Source organism: Oceanobacillus sp. MO10714A (assembly GCF_037072045.1).
Classification (GTDB): Bacteria; Bacillota; Bacilli; order Bacillales; family Amphibacillaceae; genus Oceanobacillus; species Oceanobacillus indicireducens.
In genome coordinates this window covers 19,260-35,839 of record NZ_JAXHDC010000037.1, presented here as the reverse complement: position 1 = coordinate 35,839, position 16,580 = coordinate 19,260, and the positions used below count along the sequence as shown (strand labels likewise).

The 16,580-nt window shown below is 39.3% G+C and carries 17 protein-coding genes and 1 pseudogene; 11 read left to right on the top strand and 7 right to left on the bottom strand.

Annotated elements, in window-relative coordinates; genetic code table 11:
* Nucleotides 1-193 precede the first annotated feature (193 nt).
* On the bottom strand, nucleotides 194-502 hold the full coding sequence (locus SPD53_RS15205) for a hypothetical protein (RefSeq protein ID WP_336253067.1): 309 nt from the start codon (nucleotides 500-502) through the stop codon (nucleotides 194-196).
* A 169-nt stretch (nucleotides 503-671) separates the two neighbouring features.
* Here SPD53_RS15205 and SPD53_RS15200 point away from each other — a divergent pair.
* The 5 genes and pseudogenes from SPD53_RS15200 (at nucleotide 672) to SPD53_RS15180 (ending at nucleotide 6,253) form a co-directional block, all read left to right on the top strand.
* A pseudogene (locus SPD53_RS15200) lies at nucleotides 672-1,183 on the top strand (GNAT family N-acetyltransferase).
* Nucleotides 1,184-1,300: 117 nt separating this feature from the next.
* Nucleotides 1,301-2,050, top strand: coding sequence for a DeoR/GlpR family DNA-binding transcription regulator (locus SPD53_RS15195; RefSeq protein WP_336253066.1), 750 nt, complete (start codon nucleotides 1,301-1,303; stop codon nucleotides 2,048-2,050).
* Nucleotides 2,047-2,949 carry a 1-phosphofructokinase gene (pfkB, locus tag SPD53_RS15190; RefSeq protein WP_336253065.1) on the top strand — a complete coding sequence of 301 codons (903 nt, stop codon included), beginning with the start codon at nucleotides 2,047-2,049 and terminating at the stop codon, nucleotides 2,947-2,949. Before SPD53_RS15195 ends, pfkB begins: the two co-directional genes overlap by 4 nt.
* A gap of 15 nt (nucleotides 2,950-2,964) precedes the next feature.
* On the top strand, nucleotides 2,965-4,860 hold the full coding sequence (locus SPD53_RS15185) for a PTS fructose transporter subunit IIABC (RefSeq protein ID WP_336253064.1): 1,896 nt from the start codon (nucleotides 2,965-2,967) through the stop codon (nucleotides 4,858-4,860).
* A gap of 880 nt (nucleotides 4,861-5,740) precedes the next feature.
* Nucleotides 5,741-6,253, top strand: coding sequence for a DUF6944 family repetitive protein (locus tag SPD53_RS15180; RefSeq protein WP_156857217.1), 513 nt, complete (start codon nucleotides 5,741-5,743; stop codon nucleotides 6,251-6,253).
* Nucleotides 6,254-6,257: 4 nt separating this feature from the next.
* Here SPD53_RS15180 and SPD53_RS15175 read toward each other — a convergent pair whose 3' ends face one another.
* From SPD53_RS15175 to SPD53_RS15170, 3 genes are all read right to left on the bottom strand, one after another.
* A complete protein-coding gene (locus SPD53_RS15175) occupies nucleotides 6,258-6,971 on the bottom strand; it encodes a class I SAM-dependent methyltransferase (RefSeq protein WP_370459786.1) in 714 nt (237 codons plus the stop codon).
* Between the two features lie 17 nt (nucleotides 6,972-6,988).
* Nucleotides 6,989-7,213, bottom strand: a complete 225-nt coding sequence (locus SPD53_RS19895; RefSeq protein WP_442946212.1) for a YppG family protein — start codon at nucleotides 7,211-7,213, stop codon at nucleotides 6,989-6,991.
* 90 nt (nucleotides 7,214-7,303) lie between these two features.
* The gene (locus SPD53_RS15170) at nucleotides 7,304-7,561 is read right to left on the bottom strand and encodes a hypothetical protein (RefSeq protein ID WP_188858972.1); all 258 of its coding nucleotides are present in this window, start codon (nucleotides 7,559-7,561) and stop codon (nucleotides 7,304-7,306) included.
* 417 nt (nucleotides 7,562-7,978) lie between these two features.
* Here SPD53_RS15170 and SPD53_RS15165 point away from each other — a divergent pair, with 417 nt between their 5' ends.
* From SPD53_RS15165 to SPD53_RS15150, 4 genes are all read left to right on the top strand, one after another.
* Nucleotides 7,979-8,089 carry a YjcZ family sporulation protein gene (locus tag SPD53_RS15165; protein ID WP_156857221.1) on the top strand — a complete coding sequence of 37 codons (111 nt, stop codon included), beginning with the start codon at nucleotides 7,979-7,981 and terminating at the stop codon, nucleotides 8,087-8,089.
* Nucleotides 8,090-8,350: 261 nt separating this feature from the next.
* Nucleotides 8,351-9,697, top strand: coding sequence for an alpha/beta hydrolase (locus SPD53_RS15160; protein WP_188858970.1), 1,347 nt, complete (start codon nucleotides 8,351-8,353; stop codon nucleotides 9,695-9,697).
* Nucleotides 9,698-9,718: 21 nt separating this feature from the next.
* A complete protein-coding gene (locus SPD53_RS15155) occupies nucleotides 9,719-10,180 on the top strand; it encodes a DUF3887 domain-containing protein (RefSeq protein ID WP_156857223.1) in 462 nt (153 codons plus the stop codon).
* A gap of 203 nt (nucleotides 10,181-10,383) precedes the next feature.
* Nucleotides 10,384-10,500, top strand: coding sequence for a GntR family transcriptional regulator (locus SPD53_RS15150; protein ID WP_336253068.1), 117 nt, complete (start codon nucleotides 10,384-10,386; stop codon nucleotides 10,498-10,500).
* A gap of 610 nt (nucleotides 10,501-11,110) precedes the next feature.
* On the opposite strand, the gene SPD53_RS15145 is transcribed toward SPD53_RS15150, so the two are convergent.
* From SPD53_RS15145 to SPD53_RS15135, 3 genes are all read right to left on the bottom strand, one after another.
* A complete protein-coding gene (locus SPD53_RS15145; protein WP_156857224.1) occupies nucleotides 11,111-12,013 on the bottom strand; it encodes a glycine betaine ABC transporter substrate-binding protein in 903 nt (300 codons plus the stop codon).
* Between the two features lie 67 nt (nucleotides 12,014-12,080).
* A complete protein-coding gene (locus SPD53_RS15140; RefSeq protein ID WP_336253063.1) occupies nucleotides 12,081-12,944 on the bottom strand; it encodes an ABC transporter permease in 864 nt (287 codons plus the stop codon).
* Nucleotides 12,934-14,130, bottom strand: a complete 1,197-nt coding sequence (locus SPD53_RS15135) for a quaternary amine ABC transporter ATP-binding protein (protein WP_156857226.1) — start codon at nucleotides 14,128-14,130, stop codon at nucleotides 12,934-12,936. Before SPD53_RS15135 ends, SPD53_RS15140 begins: the two co-directional genes overlap by 11 nt.
* A gap of 617 nt (nucleotides 14,131-14,747) precedes the next feature.
* Between SPD53_RS15135 and SPD53_RS15130 the strand changes: the two genes are divergently transcribed.
* Together SPD53_RS15130 and SPD53_RS15125 are read left to right on the top strand one after the other, a co-directional pair.
* A complete protein-coding gene (locus SPD53_RS15130) occupies nucleotides 14,748-15,326 on the top strand; it encodes a nitroreductase family protein (RefSeq protein WP_442946213.1) in 579 nt (192 codons plus the stop codon).
* 112 nt (nucleotides 15,327-15,438) lie between these two features.
* Complete coding sequence (locus tag SPD53_RS15125; RefSeq protein WP_336253061.1) at nucleotides 15,439-16,242, top strand: MBL fold metallo-hydrolase; 804 nt, start codon at nucleotides 15,439-15,441, stop codon at nucleotides 16,240-16,242.
* Nucleotides 16,243-16,580 lie beyond the last annotated feature (338 nt).

The window sequence follows — 16,580 nt, the reverse complement described above, 5'->3', positions numbered from 1 at the left end:
ATGAGGAAACAAAAAATATATAAGCACGAGCGCGGATTGAAAATGAGGATTATAGTGCCATAAAGTAAATGTTCATCCAAACGGTCATTTTTTAATTAGAAAAATTACAGACCCCTTCCCATCTCCACTGTTTTGTAAAACTGAGGAAATAGGAGGGGACTGCTTATTATAGGGATTGTGCAGCATGAGTGGCTTATATCTGTTGCTGCTCGAAGATTTGACGTAGTTTCTTTTCGTGTTGGGCATTTTTGCTTAATAGATAGTCCACGTTTTCATTTGTTTCATTTAATTCTGTACGGATTCCATCTACCTTTTTTCCAAGCTCGGTAATTTGATGGTCAACACGTGAAAAGCCTTTGTCCATCTTAGATTCCAGCTCTATTTTCATGTTATCCATTTTGGACTCAAGCTCTGTTTTCAAGCCATCCATTTTTTCATCAATATGTTGTGCATGAAGCTTGAATGCATGTAGTATTTCTTTTAAAACAGTTTCTTGTTCCATCCTTTCTTCACCTCCCTTGTACGATAATTATAGAGGATATCTAGTTATTTTGAAAGAGTTTATATTTGTTTCGAAGCTGCCTCATAAAGCGAATATAATTTGATTGTAATGCTTATGTAGTTGTATATACTTAAGGAAAATATTTAATTATAAAGGGAGGAAGGGTTCATTGTCATTCACCATCCGCAAAATGAAGCTATCCGATATTTCAAGCGTTCAAGCGAACGCGAAAAAGACATGGAATGCAACCTATGAAGAAATTATTCCATCGGCAATTCAGGAAAAATTCTTAAATGCTGCCTATAGTGATGCAAGTATGGAGCACCGTGTGATTAATTCCTTGTTGCTCGTAGCTGAAGTAGAAGGGAAAGTAGTTGGATTTGCCAATTATTCTCCAGTAGACTCAGATAGTAAAGCTGAACTTGGAGCAATTTATATTGATCCCGCAAATCAAGGATCAGGAATCGGAACGACTTTCCTGAAAGAAGGGATTAGTCGGTTAGAAGGGGTAAAAGAAGTCTACATAAATGTAGAAAGAGATAATGAAATCGGAAAAACGTTTTATAATGCAAAAGGTTTTCAAGTAGTCGAAGTGTTCGATGATGATTTGACGGGCATATATTAAAGACTCTTCGCATGATACTAGATACGGAATTATTTTTAGCAGATGGTGCATCTTAAATAATAGAACATGAATTATAGGTGTTAAAAAGTCATTCCATCATACATGATGAATGGCTTTTTATGATTGATTATGACTGTTTTTGATGGTATTATAAGGGTGATGGAGGGATTGTTATGTTAACCGAGGAGAGGCATTCTTTTATACTGAAACAACTAAAGGAAAATAATATTGTAAAGTCCCAAGCGTTAATGAATGAACTTCAATGTTCAGAATCAACGATCAGAAGAGACTTAAGCGAGTTGGAAAGTAAAGGGCTTCTTACACGTATTCATGGGGGAGCAAGAAGTACCTATCAGTTGGAGGAAGAGTTATCTGTCTCGGAAAAATCATCCAAAAACATTCAAGAAAAACAAACCATTGCCAAATTGGCTGCCTCACTCGTGAAAGAAAATGATGTAATTTATATAGATGCAGGTACAACAACACTAGCAATGATTAACTTTTTAACAGCTAAAAACATTACCGTCGTGACGAACGGGGTTGCCCATGCTTCCCTGCTTGCGGATAAAGAAATACAGGCTTTCTTGCTTGGCGGGAGAGTAAAATATTCTACTAAAGCGGTTATCGGGACTGATAGCTTGCGGGATTTGAAAAGCTATCAATTTAACAAAGCCTTTCTAGGCACGAATGGAATACATTTGGAATATGGCTACACGACACCAGACCCGGATGAGGCTGCACTCAAAAAAACCGCTATAACTCAATCCGCAATGGCTTATATGTTAGCGGACGATTCAAAGTGGGAGAAGGTGACATTCTCCAAGGTCGGTGATATCGAGGAAGCAACTATTATTACAAATAGGACGGATCGTTCTTTAACAAATTATCAGGAAAAAACAACTATATTGGAGGCGGAGCAATGATCTATACGGTGACGTTGAATCCATCCATTGATTATATCGTGCAATTGGAGCAAGTGAATATAGGCGAATTGAATTATATGGATGGGGATTTCAAGCTTCCCGGTGGAAAAGGAATCAATGTGTCGCGCATATTACATGAATTAAACATGGACACAAAGGCACTTGGATTTATAGGTGGTTTTACAGGTGATTTTATTGCGGAATGGCTTAAACGTGACGGGATTGCCGCAGACTTTACAAAAATTGCAGGCGATACACGGATTAATATCAAATTAAAAACGAATCCGGAAACAGAAATTAATGGCAAAGGGCCTGTCATTCAATCCGAAGAGGCTGAAAAATTAATGGCAAAGCTTAAAGCGATTTCTTCTGATGATATCGTTATTTTATCGGGCAGCAAGTCCCCCTCTCTGCCGGATGACTTTTATGAAAAAATCATTCGAGAAATCAATGCCCAATTTGTAATCGATACAACTGGAGATGATTTGCAAAAGTCTTTAGCTTACAATCCACTGCTCGTTAAACCGAATTTACAAGAGTTGGAGCAATTATATTCCGTTAAGTTGACGGAGGAGCAGGACATAATTGAAACAGGGAAAAAATTAATCGATGCAGGTGCTCGTCATGCAATCGTTTCTATGGGTGCAGACGGAGCATTATTATTTACAGAAGATGCGGTTTATAAAGGAATCAGTCCCAAAGGGGAATTGAAAAACTCTGTTGGGGCGGGAGATTCCATGGTTGCAGGCTTCATCGGAGAATATGTAAAGACAAAAGATATCGTTCAAGCCTTTAAAATGGGACTTGCTGCTGGAAGTGCAACAGCGTTTTCCTATGATTTAGCGAAAGCAGATGAAATAAATGCTTTAATTAATCAAACTACTGTAACAAAACTTTAAAAAGGAGTGAGGAAGATGCAAGTGATCGATTTGCTGCGAAAAGATATTATGATTATGGACTTGCAGGCACAGGAAAAGGAATCCGTCATTGATGAAATGATAAAGAGCCTGGAAGCTCACGGGGTCGTAAATGATTTTGCTTCTTTTAAAGAGGCTATTTTAGCAAGAGAAGCTCAAACATCTACGGGACTCGGTGATGGGATTGCAATGCCTCATGCCCGGCATCAAGCGGTGAAAGAACCGACCGTATTATTTGCGAAAAGCAAATCAGGGGTTGAATTTGAATCGTTGGACGGCCAGCCGACGTATCTATTTTTTATGATAGCGGTGCCGGATGGCGAGGACGATACGCATTTGCAAACATTAGCAGCCCTTTCCCGGAAGTTAATTGACCCGGATTTTGTGGAAAAGCTAAAGCAAGTTACAACACCAGATGAAGTTCAAAATCTCTTTAGCAAAGCAGAGGGTGATGAAGCGGAAGAAAAAGAGGAAACTACAGAATCTGATAAAACAGAAGTCACCCAGGAAGAAAAACCATTCATCGTAGCGGTTACGGCTTGTCCGACTGGAATAGCCCATACGTACATGGCAGAGGATGCGCTGAAACAAAAAGCGGCCGAAATGAATGTAAATATTCGGGTAGAGACAAACGGTTCGGACGGTGCAAAACATAAATTGACGGATGAGGAAATCGAGCGGGCGGATGCGGTGATTATCGCTGCTAGTAAAAAAGTGGAGATGGACCGATTCCACGGAAAACCGCTACTCGACCGATCTGTCAGTGACGGAATTAGTAAAGCAGAAGAACTGATTACAAAAGCGGTTAAGAAGGATGCTCCGATTTATCATTCATCCGATGGAGGAGAAAAAGCTGAAAATAACACAGCGAAGACATCTGCTGGATCTATCTGGAATAAGATCTACAAGGACTTGATGAACGGAATTTCCCACATGCTTCCATTTGTTGTTGGCGGCGGAATTTTGATGGCAATTTCCTTTTTAGTTGAACGTTTTGTTGGGGATGAAAGTCAGATATTCCTATTCTTAAATGGAGTCGGTGGAAGTGCTTTTGACTTCCTCATCCCGATCTTTGCCGGATTTATCGCAATGAGTATTGCAGACCGGCCTGGATTAATGCCAGGTGTTGTCGGCGGATTAATGGCGGTTCAAAGTGATGCCGGGTTTATTGGCGGACTCGTTGCCGGTTTCTTGGCAGGTTATGTAATTGTATTTCTAAAAAGGGCATTCCGAGGATTACCCAAGTCTCTCGACGGATTAAAATCAATTCTTTTTTATCCTGTTGTCGGATTATTTATTACAGGACTTTTAATGTATTTCATCATCGGTCCAGTTTTCTCCACCGTTAATCATGCGATGCTTGATTTTCTGCAAAATCTTGGCACAGGAAATGCTGTTCTGCTTGGTGCCTTGCTCGGTGGAATGATGGCGATTGATATGGGTGGACCGTTCAATAAAGCAGCCTATGCTTTTTCAATTGGAATCTTCACCGATACAGGTGATGGCAGTTTGATGGCTGCTGTCATGGCTGGCGGAATGGTTCCACCACTCGCGATTGCGCTCGCTTCGACGTTCTTTAAAAATAAATTTACCGATCAGGAACGGAAGTCAGGGATGACCAACTATGTAATGGGGATTTCCTTTATTACAGAGGGAGCAATTCCTTTTGCAGCGGCCGATCCCCTACGCGTAATTGGCTCATCTGTTTTAGGTGCGGCAATTGCAGGCGGACTGACTCAAGCTTGGAATAGCGCGATACCTGCCCCACATGGAGGATTATTCGTTGCCCCACTTGCGGAACATCCTTGGTTCTTTATACTGTCCCTTATTATCGGCATGGTTGTTGCGGGAATAGTACTAGGATTATGGAAAAAACCTGTTGAAGAAAAATAAATAGAGACACTTAAAATGTCGATATGCTCCCCATATAGTAGACGGAGAAATAATTATGTTCTCTGTTACTGGATGGGGAGTTTTTTAACCACAAAACGGTTAGAATTCCTAGTCTATTTCAAACAACCAAAGCAAGATTTCAAATAAAATAAGGAGCATAGTATAGAAAACCGAATAATATTCCAACTATCGAAAATAAATACCTATTAGAACTGGATTTAACCTTAACTTAAATACTTTAACTTGATAATCATTGCCTCCTTGATATTTATCCGTGATGCTTTGATTGTTTTGATTATAATTACCGAAATAAGAAAGAATCCATGTTATCGTTAGTATTAAGAAACATGTTACGAAAAGGGTATCAATAAAAGTTAAATGATATATTGCAGTTATCGTCAACACAAATAATAATTGGAGAATCATTGTTATCAATACTGTTATCATTTTTCCTATTTTTGTTTTCACCCTGCTTTTTTCCAATTTACCTGCAATATAGTCCCATAAGAAAGCAATGGAAACAACTAAAATTATAAAAACACCCACTACTCCTATTCTTGTAAGATAATATATGAAAATTACTCCCCTTATTTTGTCTATATGCAGTAAAGCAGAAATAACTGACTGACACATGCCGTTTTCAATAATCTAATTATATCCATCATTGGCATCACTTTCAATATTATTTAAGTTCTTTGTCCCATTTGGTGAAGTAATTTGTAGCGTGAATCTGAAGAAGAATGAAGCGGGTAGTTTAATTAATCCTCACAATTTCTTTTACATCTATATATAATAATTTAAGCACTTTTCTCCGTTTGTTGAGAGAAGTCCCACCCACCTTTCTGATAAGCGTAGAAGTAATTTCGAAAAAGGTGAGCCCATGGTTGTTAATCAAATCGTTATTGGGGCATGGATACAAGCGGTTGGAACGATCATCAATGCAATTGATCCCCCCTTTGTTGAAGATGATGGAAAAGTTATAGCGAAGACCGGAAACATTTTGCAGGCTGTTGGAAGTGCTGTAATGGCGGATGCTACAATTAACCCTGAAAGCAAAATTGCTAATAAGGTACAATCTATTGGAAATCTCTTTGTTATTACAGGGTTATATAAAGAGAATGCCAATCTTGAAATTAGAGGTAATCTTATTCAGGTGGCAGGGGGTGGCCTTGCGTTAGTACCGGCAATAATAGAAAATGATTTTATTGCTTTTCAAGGGGATTTTTTACAGGTTGTCGGCAATAGCATTCAAGCAATCTCTGGAATAAAGGAACAAACGGAAAACGTAGATGCTAGTTTATTAGACGAAGTGGGGGCGTGGACCCAAGCCATCGGGGCGGTGATTTCTGCAATTCAACTTCAAAGAGAATATACTACCTCTAAAAATGAGTAAGTGACTAGCTGCTACATCGGAATATACGATAACCTAAATTATCCTTATAGAAATTTGATAAATACTCATGTTCCTTAAGGATATTAAAATATTCATGGCTTACGTTTTCTGATGGAGAAAATTCAGTAGCATGTTTTAAATCATGTTCATCAAATTTTATTGTAGGTTTTTCGACGCTTACTTGCTCGAACCCTCCTTGCCGTAGTAATCTTACCCACTCATTTTCACTCAGTAATTGTGAAAATCCGTAGAAATCTTTTATTTTCTTCTCTTCTTTTTCAGATAATGGTTGTTCATGTACTATCTCAATCATCAGCAATTTACCGCCCTGTTTTAATAAGCGTTGGCATTCAGAGATGGATAAGGCAATATTGGTAAAGGACAGAACAGATTCGGAAAGAATAAAATCAAAAGAATGATCAGCAAATGGAAGTCTTTCAACATTTCCGTGGATGGTTTCAATAACTGAATTTATCGCAGCAAATCTTTGTTTCGCTTTATCCAGCATTATATTGCTATTATCCAGAGCAACAACATCGCATCCATAATGTTCGGCAATATAAGCAGAGGTTTGACCAGTTCCACATCCAATTTCCAGGATGGATTTACTTTGATCTATCGCTTCCCCGGAAAGAATTTCTTTTGTTAGTTTTAGGCCCCCTGGATGTGCTCCACCAATTCCGAGTACGGCTAAACAATCAAGGTACGTATGACCCAATAGCATTTCCCCCTTATTTATCTTCTTATAAATCTTGTAATATACGGGCTCACCTGATTGTATAAATCCATGGCTTTTCTTCCAGTTTTAATCATTTTGTCAAAATCCCAATCCCCATCGGGAGTCCGCATATTTGTAAACAAGCTGGAATCCCTTGGAAACCCGTGTCTATGCCTAGGTGCCCTTCGTTGTTGTCTATATGGATAGAACGGCATAGGTCGTCTTGGTCTTTCTGGAAACATGTATTCGACACCTCCAATACATAACTTTTAACTTGAAGTGAAAAGGAACAAATGGCTTGAATATTTTTCAAGCCATTGTGGGATAAAGGACTACCAAAAGAATAATGATGCTAAAGCTATACCGGCAATTGCTCCTAATGCTATTCCAAAGCCAAATCCATATCCATATCCATAATATCCATAACCAAAACCACCTAAATTTCTATTTGACCGAATTGGTTCTAAATATACTCTTCTACGGTCAACGTGGCGGATAATTCCATGATGAACCCTTCCATCATGGGTTCTTATTCTTACAGCTCTTCCCATATATTGATTACACAATTTATGATAATGTTCAACGGACACAATGTCACCTCCAAAATATTTAAAGTTCTTAATATTGTATGCAGTAGTAATAAATATTAAAGGGACAGTTATACTGGAGTTTTCGCCAAAATATTAAGCAAAAAAACCATAAAGTGAAACTTCATTCAGTGGGGAATTCCTTCCCTCCCCACTGAATGTTAGTTGAACAGAATCAGGGATTTACGGACTGTATATTCCCCACCCTCACAAGTTGGGGCTTCCCTCATGTATAGAGGTGGGGGAATTACAGACCGTTAATGCGTGAAAAATGTATTACGTGAACAATTGGTATTTCAAATATTCAATAACAAAAATCTCTAGTAATGACTTCCATATTGTCATCACTGGGTTACTAACTATAACCGTTTTTATTTTATTTCATATAGTAATCGTATCAAGGGATAGGAGGTGTTATGAATGAGTGAAGTGAAAGGATATGGTGGATATGGCGGAGGTTTCGCCTTGATTGTTGTGTTATTCATCCTTTTAATTATTGTAGGTACATCCTATGTTGGCTGGGGCTATTAGGATTCGCCTGCAACCATTGATTCTCTCCCCGTCGGAAAAGTGTATACTTTACCACTTATGTGCATTTGGATTAATCAGGTCTATCTGATTAATCCTTTTTGCATTATGGTAACATAGAAGAAAGGAAAAAACGGATCTTATTCAATTTTATTAAGTGAAACAATGAGCAAAAATTGTGATGATTAGTTAAGTAAAGACGAAACCTTTTTCTAATTATTCCGTAATACAAGTGATTGAACATACATAATGGAGGTAACGCCCATGCGTACGAATTGGCTAATGCTGGGGTGCTTGATAATCCTTGTTTTATTAATAGGTTGTGCTAAAGATGATCCGCCGGCACCGACAGTTGAAGAAGCGGGGGAAGAAGTGATAGGTTTATTACAAGCAGGGGAATATGATAAGCTATATGAAATTTGGTTTTCCAATGAATTGCAGGAATCATTGTCTGCGGTTGAACTTGCGCGCGATTGGGAAGAGAAAGTAACAGAGGGAGACTTTGTTGAATTAAGTTCCTTGCAAGCGGACAACCTGACGGAAGATCTGGATGTTGTAGAAGCGAGTCTTGAGTACACAACGGATTACTTTGATATTCGCTTGATTTTTAATAAGGAAACGCGTTTAGTTGGCTTGAGTTTATCAGACGGATTTACTAAAAGGGAGTTGCCGGAATCGATTAAAGAAGAGGAAATAATTGTTGGCAAGGAAACAGAATATGAGCTAGAAGGACTGCTTACACTTCCTAAAGAAGGCGAAGGAAAATTTCCTGCAGTGGTGCTCGTTCATGGTTCCGGACCATCAGATCGAGATGAGACAGCTTTTGCCTACAAGCCGTTCCGCGACCTTGCTTGGGGACTTGCGGAACAAGGGATTGCTGTTATCCGGTATGATAAGCGCACCCTTGCGTACGGTAACGAGATGGCTAAACATACAGCTCATCTGACGGTTTATGAAGAGACGGTAGAAGATGCGATTCGGGCTGCTGAATTAGTGAAGTCTGATCCCCGTATTGATCCGGAACATGTTTACTTGGCAGGTCACAGTCTTGGCGGAATGCTCGCGCCTCGGATCGATGCAGAAGGCGGTGACTTCGCTGGGCTTATCAGTCTTGCTGGCTCTCCTCGCCCTTTATGGGAGATTATTTATGAACAGAATTTATACCTGATTGAAAAACTCATCGCAAATGAAGAGGAACAGAAGGAACAGCTGGCGTCCGTAGAAGAAGAGTATCAGAAGGCCCAAAACTTACAAAAGCTGACGACAGAGAAGTCCAAAGAAGTTACTGTATTTGGGATAAATGGCTATTATTTAAAAGAAATGGCTGAATATGATGTCCAGTCGTATATCGGAGAATTGGATAAGCCGTTACTAATCTTGCAAGGCGAGGACGATTTCCAAGTTTTCTATGATAAAGATTATGCATATTGGCAAGAATTATTGGAAAATCATGATGACGCAACGTTTATCAGCTATCCCGGATTGAATCATTTTTTCATTGCTTATGAAGGAGCGGGAGAAGGGACGCTTCGGGAATATGAATATCCGAATCAAGTGGATGAAAATGTGATACAAGATATTGGCGAGTGGATTTTGGAAAAATTTAACTAAAATAAGGAGTGGACAGTCTTTATGAAGAAATTACAGGTGGTAAGTTTTTTACTAATAGCAGCAATCTTATTTTTAGCAGGCTGTAGCGGGGGAAAAAACACGGAGGAATCCGTAGAAACTCCAGAAGAAGGTATAGAGCCAGCGGAAGAACAGACGACGGATGAGAATGGAGACGGTACGAGGGATGAAGCAGTTGTCGTCGCGGAAGAATTTATTGACCAATTGAGTGACGGGCAATACGAGGAAGCAACGGAAAATTTTGATGAAACGATGGCTGCACAAGTCGGAGCAGAAGAACTTCAAGAAATATGGGGGAGTCTGGAAGAGCAGCTCGGTGATTTCATTGCTTTTGAATATAAGGAGACGGAGGAAGTGGAAGACCATGAAGTGGTATTAATTAAAGGAGTCTTCAATGACGCGGATATCACCTTCCAGGTAACGGTCAATGAAAATATGGAAATCGCCGGATTTTATATGGTCTAGAGGAGCAGCCTAAAAAAGATTGAAACTCGTGAGGAAAAAACGCTGCTTTCAACTTTTCACTTCATATTCCTTCCTTGCTGCGATACAATTTAGAATAGTGAAGCTCGCGTCAGGAAGACGTTAACATGTCTAAACAAAAGAATCTGCAAATCGGTACTCGGGAAATGTTACATAACCAAGTTTGCAGTATTTGAAGAAGTGCTATTTTAAGAGGAGACTTTGAGCCGAGAAAACGGCTTGTGCAAACGGAACTCGCAGAAATGATCGGGGTAAGCAGAATGCCGATTAGAGAGGCATTACGGACACTTGAAATAAAATGACTCATTACTATGAAGCCACACACAATCAGATCTACTCCTTGTTCTCGCTCGCACAACTCCTTCAGAGAAAGTAAAGAAGAAATCAGACGGAATCAGTCTTTTTCTCGTGGATTTACGCAAAATCAGGGAAAATCAGCCGGATGCTCTTGTCGTCGAACAAATTTAGAGAGACAAGGATGTATCAAGTCGCTCCGGTGAATGATAATATGATTTTGGCTTATCTAGGTCAGCATGTGTTAGGATTGCCACGTTCGTATTAATTGGTTTGGTTGACCGTTAAATTGTTGCTATTCATGCATAAATCGGTTATATTTAAAATAGAATATGGAGGAGGCAAGGGAGTTTATTCCCTTGCCCATAATAGCTGACTATCGCTTGCCCGAGCGATGGTCTTTCTTTTTTCTTGCGTTTAGTAGAGCCGATGTCAGATTAACTACTGCGGTTACCAGTGCAAGGAAAGCTACTATTATTGCTATTGCCTCCATAGGTCCACCCCCTTTCCCGTTGGGGGTAAGGCAATTATATCATAATAGGAACTAGTGTTCTATAGTAAAAACAATCTATTTTTCAAAGTAAAAAGGACTGGTAACTATACCAGTCCTTTTATCAATTATTCTTCAATGCCTTCTGTCCATTCGTCTACTTTATCTTGGTTATTTTCTACCCACTCTGCGGCTGCATCTGCAGGGTTAGCACCATCTGATATTTTAAGCATGACTTCTTCCATATCTTCTGTAGACCAGTGGAAGTTATCAAGAACTTGATAAACTTCCGGAAGGTCCTCTTCTAGACCCTCACGTACCATAGTGTTGATTGTTTCAGCTTCACCGAAAGTACCTTTTGGATCATCTAGATATTTCAGATCAAAAGCTTGGAACTTCCAGTGTGGAGACCAACCAGTTACAATAATATCTTCTTCATTTTCATAAGCAGTTCTTAATTCGGTCGTCATTGCACCACTTGAAGAAGTTTGAACCTCCCAGCCGTCTAAGTTGTCATACTCTTCTACAGCAAGCTCAGAAGCAGCAACTACTCCAGCACCTGGTTCGATGCCGGTGATAATTTTGTTAGCTTCATCCGATAAGTCTTCGATTGAGTCAACATCCATATAGCTTGGAACAACTAAACCAATTTTCGCTCCTTCTAAATTAGGGCCAAGGTCAATCATCTGATCACCATAGTTTTCAAATTGAGCTTCGTGTGTTCCAGGTAACCAAGCAGCAACCATTCCGTCTGCTTCACCGTTAGCAACGGCTTCCCACATAACAGCGTTATCTAGAGGAGTTAATGTAACATCAAATCCTAAGTCTTCTAAAACTTTACCAACAACATGTGTAGAAGCGATCTCTGTATCCCATTCTACATAAGCTAGTTCAACTTCACCATTTAAAGAACCAGCAGCATCGTCGCCTGTTTCAGATGAGCTATCATCTCCGGAGCCACAACCTGCAGCAAATAGTGCCGTAGATAAGCCTAATACAACCCCTAGACGTTTCCAATTGAACTTCTTCATTATATAAATCTCTCCTTTATTAAAACTCATTACTATTTATGGAACATTTTCCGTGGAAAAGATGCCATTAGCTTGATTTCTTCTCTTTACTTAAGTTTTGCGTCATACGGTCAATAACAATTGCAAGAATAACGATTCCTACACCAGATACAAATCCTGGACCTACTTGAGAACGTTGTAAGGCAGATAGTACTTCTCTACCAAGACCTGGTGCTCCAATCATCGAAGCGATAACTACCATAGATAATGATAACATTACTGTTTGGTTAATGCCAGCCATGATGGTTGGGCGAGCCATTGGAAGTTCTACTTTGAATAGTTTTTGTGAACCGGTACTTCCGAACGCATCGGCTGCTTCCACTAGTTCAGCAGACACCTGACGGATACCTAAGTTGGTAAAACGAACGGTTGGTGGTGTTGCAAAGATTAATGAAGCAATTACACCCGGTACCATTCCAATACCAAAGAAAGCAACGGCAGGAATCAAGTAAACGAATGCCGGCATCGTCTGCATGAAGTCAAGTATCGGTGTGATGATAGTTTCGGCAATCTTACTTTTAGACATCAGGATTCCAACCGGTACACCGATGATGATGGAAAGTAAACTCGCTACAATGACGAGCGTGATCGTGTTCATCATCTGATCCCAATACCCTTGGTTATAAACAAACCAAAGTCCAACGATTGAGAATGCAGCAAGGCCGAGCTTTTTCCCTGTTATGAAAAATGCAATAACTGCAATAAGTAGGATGAAAATGAATGGCGGGATATTCATCAATACAGTTTCTGAAATGAATTCCATAAGATTACCGAAGTGCTGCTTAATTGGGTTGAATAAAAAGGAAAATGTATCTGTTATCCAACGAACAGCATCAGTAACCCCTTCTGAAACAGGAATTCTTGGTACGATACTAGAAATATTAAGCACCATTTGTCACCTCTCCTTCTCCAGCAAGTGCTGCAATTACAGCACCTCGCACAATAATACCTAATAGCTTCCCATCCTCGACAACGGCTACCGGGGTCTGGGAGTCATAGATGATAGAGAAGATATCCTGTAAAGGTGTTTCTTTATCTACTTTCGGTATATCTGTACGAATAATTTCATTTAAATCCCTAACATCTTCATTTCTTGCTTTTGAAGCGTCGTCTGCTGTTACATAACCTTTTAATTTACGGTTTCTATCAGTTACGAGAATGCTAGAAATACCTTCCTCACGCATTCTTTCCAGTGCGACCCGTGGACCATGTCGTTCAATTTGAATGGTTTCTGGACGCTTCATGATATGGTGGGCTGTTAACACTTTGGATTTATCAACATCTTCAACGAATTTCTCCACATAATCATTTGCGGGATTTACTAAAATTTCTTCCGGTGTACCGATTTGGACAATGTTCCCGTCTCTCATTAAAGCAATCCGGTCACCTAGACGCAATGCCTCATCCAAGTCATGTGTAATAAATAGAATGGTTTTCTTCATTTTCGACTGTAATTGGATGAGTTCATCTTGCATTTCTTTTCGAATTAGTGGATCAAGTGCTGAGAAAGCTTCGTCCATTAGAAGGACCTTGGGGTCATTTGTGAGGGCTCGCGCAAGACCAACACGCTGCTGCATCCCACCGGAAAGCTGGCCTGGTTTCTGGTTCAAGTATCCACCAAGTCCAACCATTTCAAGTGCTTTTGTAGCTCGATTTTCCCTTTCCGCTTTATCAACTTTTTGGATTTCTAAGCCGAACGCGGCATTATCCAATACAGTTCGATGCGGGAATAAACCGAATTTTTGGAAGACCATACTTAGTTTTTCACGGCGAACTTCCCTTAGTTGGTTTTTATCCATTTTAGAAAGGTCTTCCTCATCAATATAAATATTTCCTTGTGTCGGTTCAATCAGGCGGTTGATTAATCGTACCAATGTGGATTTACCACTACCTGAAAGCCCCATAATAACAAATATTTCTCCTTCTTCTACAGAGAAATTTGCGCGATTGACTCCGACCGTTGCACCAGTTTCTTTTAAGATTTCTTCCTTCGTGCGGCCTTCGTCTAGAAGTTTTAGTGCTTGTCTCGTATTTCTTCCAAACACTTTGGTTAGATTCTTAACTTCAATAATCGGCATACCTTCACCTCTTTGTGTAATTTTTGTTGATATACAAAGCTAACGATGCACATCTGTATTTTTTTATCCATAAAAATAATCTACCTATTAACTATACGCATTTAAAAACATTAACTCAAACATGGTATGTTCTTGTTTACGTTGATTTAGAATGTAGAGTTTATGCGTCCTAAAGTATAAACCCGTTTATTGGCTCATTTCTCCCATTATCTCTAGAATCCTCCAAATCATTCTGCTTTTAATTCAGAAAATCCTTGTTATCACGCATTAACGGTTTGTAATCCCCCGACCTCTAAACATGAGGGAAGCCTAACTTGTGAAGGTGGGGGATATACAGTCCGTAAATCCCAGATTCTGTTCAGCTAACACTCAGTGGAGGGGGTAAGGATCCCCACTGAATGAAGTTTCACTTTATAAAGTTAGATTTCGCTTCTTATGAATAAACTAAACCTAGAATACTCGTAACTTCAGTCGTGAGCGTTCAAAGAATGTTATGCATGTAGAAAGCAACCAAAGTCATTTTATTCAGTAGTAGTCTATTCATTAGGTTGATTTATACAAGAAGTACAGTTTCTTTTGTATAATGAGAAGCATGAAGGAGGAAATGCATAATGGTTATGACAGAAACGAGGAAGTATAGAACATCTGAATATGATATTGACGAGATGTTTCTTGAGCGCTGGTCGCCGCGTTCATTTTCGGAAAAAGAGGTGCCAGAGAATACATTATTAGCTTTGCTCGAAGCGGCCCACTGGGCTCCTTCTGCTTTTAATTTTCAGCCATGGAGATTCATCCTTGCGAAGACAGCGGAAGAGCGGGAAGTGTTCCATTCATTCCTTTATGAGGGGAATTTAGCTTGGTGTACACGTGCACCTGTATTAGCGTTGATCATTTCCAAGAAGGAACAGGATGGGAATGTGATCCGTTCGCATTCGTTTGATACAGGAGCAGCTTGGGCATTCTTAGCTCTGCAGGCGAATAGGAAAGGAATGATTACCCATCCGATGACGGGATTTGATTTCGATAAAGCACGGGCCGTACTCGAGATTCCAGACGAGTATAATATAGAAGCGCTCGTCGCGATTGGCTATCAGGATGAAAAAGAAAAACTGCCTGAAGTATTACAAGAGCGTGAACAACCGAACCAACGCATGCCATTAGAGAATTTTATTTTTAATGGAAAGTTTAAAAAATAATGGACGTGCCCAAATGAGAGTTTTATCATTTGGGCTATTTTCATAAAGTGAAACTTCATTCAGTAGGGGTATTACAGACCGTTAATGCGTGATAAAATCAGGGGGCATTCTTATGATTCAATTCCAAAATCAACATATAACTGTTTTCCAAAGTGCTCTATATATGACAACCTCGGCGATTATTCAAGCAGAGGATGCAGTTATAATGACGGATCCAACATGGCTTCCTAAAGAAATAGAAACAATTAGGGCTTGTATTGATGAAATGATTGGTGACCGGCAATTATATATTATTTATACACATAGTGATTTTGACCATATTATTGGAGCAGGGGCCTTCCCGGAGGCAAAAGTCATCGCTACAAAGGTGTTTCAGCAAAATCCGAATAAAAAAGCAGTATTGCGAGAAATTGAAGCATTTGATCAAATGTATTATTTGAAGCGAAATTATAAATCAATCTATCCATCGGCGGATATTGTTGTAACCCGAGACGTGCAAACATTAAGGTTGGGGAAAGTGACTTTAACATTTTATCTTGCGCCTGGGTACACAAAGGATAGTTTGTTTACAGTGATTGAGCCTTATGGAATATTTCTTGCAGGTGATTATTTATCCGATGTAGAGTTTCCATTCATTTTCAGTAATTATAAAGACTACGTACAGACGATCCGGACTGCTGAACAGATTTTACATCATCATTCGATTCGGATCCTTGTTCCAGGCCATGGGACTACTACGCAAAGCGAAGAGGAAATCGTAAGTAGGCTTCATTTCTCGAAGTATTATTTAGAAGAACTTCCTCTTGATAATGAAAGTCTGATTGACGTTTTACGTGAGAAATATACTTTTTTTGAAGGGATGAAAAGTATTCATTTTGATAATGCAAGTAGGGTGGTAAGAGAAAGGGATAAATAATACTTTTCCGATGGACGTACAAAAAAACATCTCCGGTCTTATTTGAACATAATACCCTCATTCAAAAATCCGGGAAAATCTTCTTAAATTGAAAGGGAAGTAGAAAAAAATGTGTTATTGGGATTGGGATGAATCTTTATAATGTTTCTTTAAGTTCTTTACTTCAAATAGTGATCCAAAATGAAATAAAATTTAAAAGAAACGAAAAAGGAAAATAGTACGCTGTTTTAGCCAGCAAAAAAACCGCAAAAACATTGAAATCACAACGTTTTTTGCGATTCTTAGTGTCAAACCTGAGAATTTGTTATAAAGTAATTTAATATAACTAATATGATTAG